Source organism: Burkholderia sp. E168m23 (assembly GCF_016586125.1).
In the GTDB taxonomy this organism is placed as follows: Bacteria; Pseudomonadota; Gammaproteobacteria; order Burkholderiales; family Burkholderiaceae; genus Burkholderia; species Burkholderia orbicola.
The window spans coordinates 1-2,235 of record NZ_BCPP01001074.1 but is presented as its reverse complement, the minus strand read 5'-3'; the positions used below and the strand labels follow the sequence as shown (position 1 = coordinate 2,235).

The window sequence follows — 2,235 nt, the reverse complement described above, 5'->3', positions numbered from 1 at the left end:
ATGAAGCGCCGAGCGCGTTGTCCGCCGCGACCGACAGCGTGCCTTGCGTGATCGTCGTGCCGCCGGAATACGTATTGCCACCCGCCGCGGACGGCGTGAGCGTCAACGTGCCCGCGCCGGTTTTCTCCACCGCGCCCGCACCGGCGATCGTGCCCGTGTACGTTCCGGCGCTGTCCTGCTGGAAGCGCACCAGCCCGTTGTCGGTGACGGACAGCGGCAGGTTCGACGCATTCGCCTGCAGCGTCGCGCCCGCGTTGACGGTCGCGACGACCGACGCCGTCGTCGTGCCGAGCGTGCCCGTGAGGTTCAGCGTGCCGCTCTGCACGAGCGCGGTCGAGAACGTGCCGGTGCCGCCCCACGTCCAGTCGGTGCCGGCCATCGTCAGGCGCTGGAAATTCGTGAACGCATTCGACGCGGTGCCGGTGCCCTGCAGCGTCACGGTGTTGGTGCCCGCGCCGCCGTTGGCCGTGCCGACGATCTGCGAGCCCGTCTGCAGGATCAGCGTCACGTTGCCGTTGCCGCCCTGGATCGCGGTGCCGCCGCCGCCCTGGATCAGCCCCGCGTTGGTGATCGTCGTCGCGCCGTTGGTCGAGCGCACGCCGATGCCGTTGTTGCTGACGATCCGGCCGCCGGCCTGGTTCGTGATCGTCGCGGTGAACGAACTGCCGAGCGTGTTCGATACGACGGCGTCGACGCTGCCGCCGCTCGTCGCGGTGCCGGTGGTCTGGATCGTGCCGCTGTTGACCAGCGTGTCGTTGTTGCCCTGCATGTAGACGGCCGGCGCATCGCGGCCGTTCGACGTCAGCGTGCCGCTGTTGGTGATCGTGCCATTGCCGCCGAGCAGCGACGCGGCGCGCGCGTTGTTGCCGGACGTCGTCACGGTGCCCGTGTTGACGATCTGGTTGCCCGATGCGCCGGGATTGCTTTGCCCCCACGCGGCCGTCATCCCGTACGCGTTGTTGCCGGTGGTCGTGATCGTGCCGTTGTTGACCAGCGTATTGTTGTTGCCGTTCGCGGCCATCCCGTCGTTGTAGGTGCCCGACGTCGAAATCACGCCGGTCGCCGCATTGGTGAGCGTGTTGCCGTTGTTCACGCCGAGCAGCACCGCGCCGCGGTTCGCGACGCCCGTGCCGTTGCCGGACATCGACAGGCTGCCGTTGTTGGTGATCGTGCTCGACGTGTCGACCGAGAACGGCGTCGGCGCGGACGTCAGCACGTAGCTGCCCGTCACGGTCGAATCGAGGTTGATCGTCACACCGGTGCTGCCGGCCGTGGCCACGACCGACGGCGCATTCGCGCCGGTACACGTCACCGTCGTGCCGCTGCCCGGCGCGGTGGCCGAGCACACCGCATACGCACTGACCGGCACCGCGCCGGTCAGAATCGCCATTCCACCCAAACCCAGGTTCCGCGCCTTTCTTTTCATTTTTCCGCTCGCATTTATTGGTGACGTTATTGCTGCAAATCGGTGCGTGAAACGGGTTATATCACCTGTCTTGAAATAATCGCAAGATCCATTGGCGTGATATCGGAAATCACGTGGCAATTCATTGCGGAACGGGAAATAAGGAAAATGGTCGCGTTGTTGCGTCGCGGAAAATGCTGCGGCACCGGCATCATGAAAGCGGACCGGAGCGAACCGGTTTAATTTTCCGGTTATCGCGAGACTCCTGAAAGTTGTGACGACGAGATTCGGGCGAATCGGAAAATATGACGCGATACCGCAATCGCACGGGCCGTGCAAGGCAACATGGACAATTCGGCCATGTTGCCTTGCACGAAGCAATGCCACCCGCTTTTGGACGACTACATGGCCAGAGGTGTTCGTCGATGCGCTCGACGATCCCGCCAGCAGATGTTCCGGATAGCTGGACGGCCGCCGTCGAAGCCGCCATGCGACGCACTCCGCCGACGATCGAACGACGGGCTACTTAACCGCGTTGCCGTCCACCACGTGCCATGCTGGAAAAAACGCCGTCCCGGTAAATCCACGCATGAACCAGGGCAGCCGACAGAAGGGCCAGCACGACGACGAACAGCAGTCGCGCCAACAGGCCATGCGCATCGCGCAACCATGCAAAGAGCGTCGGACTGGCCGGTACGATCGCAGGCAGGTTGACGCCCTTGAACAGGACAATCGGGAAACCGCCCGCCGACAACAAGGCCCAGCCGATCAGCGGCAATGCCAGCATCAGCACATACAGTGCCCAGTGGGACGCTTTCGCTGCGAGCACC

The 2,235-nt window shown here is 64.5% G+C and carries 2 protein-coding genes; both read right to left on the bottom strand.

Annotation, left to right across the window (positions count from 1 at the left end; all coding sequences use genetic code 11):
* Positions 1–1,390: autotransporter-associated beta strand repeat-containing protein (locus JMF90_RS34170; RefSeq protein ID WP_201326081.1), on the bottom strand; the 1,390-nt coding region annotated here is incomplete at its 3' end.
* A 541-nt stretch (positions 1,391–1,931) separates the two neighbouring features.
* The coding region (locus JMF90_RS34165) for a cytochrome b (RefSeq protein WP_201326080.1) at positions 1,932–2,235 on the bottom strand (304 nt) is incomplete at its 5' end.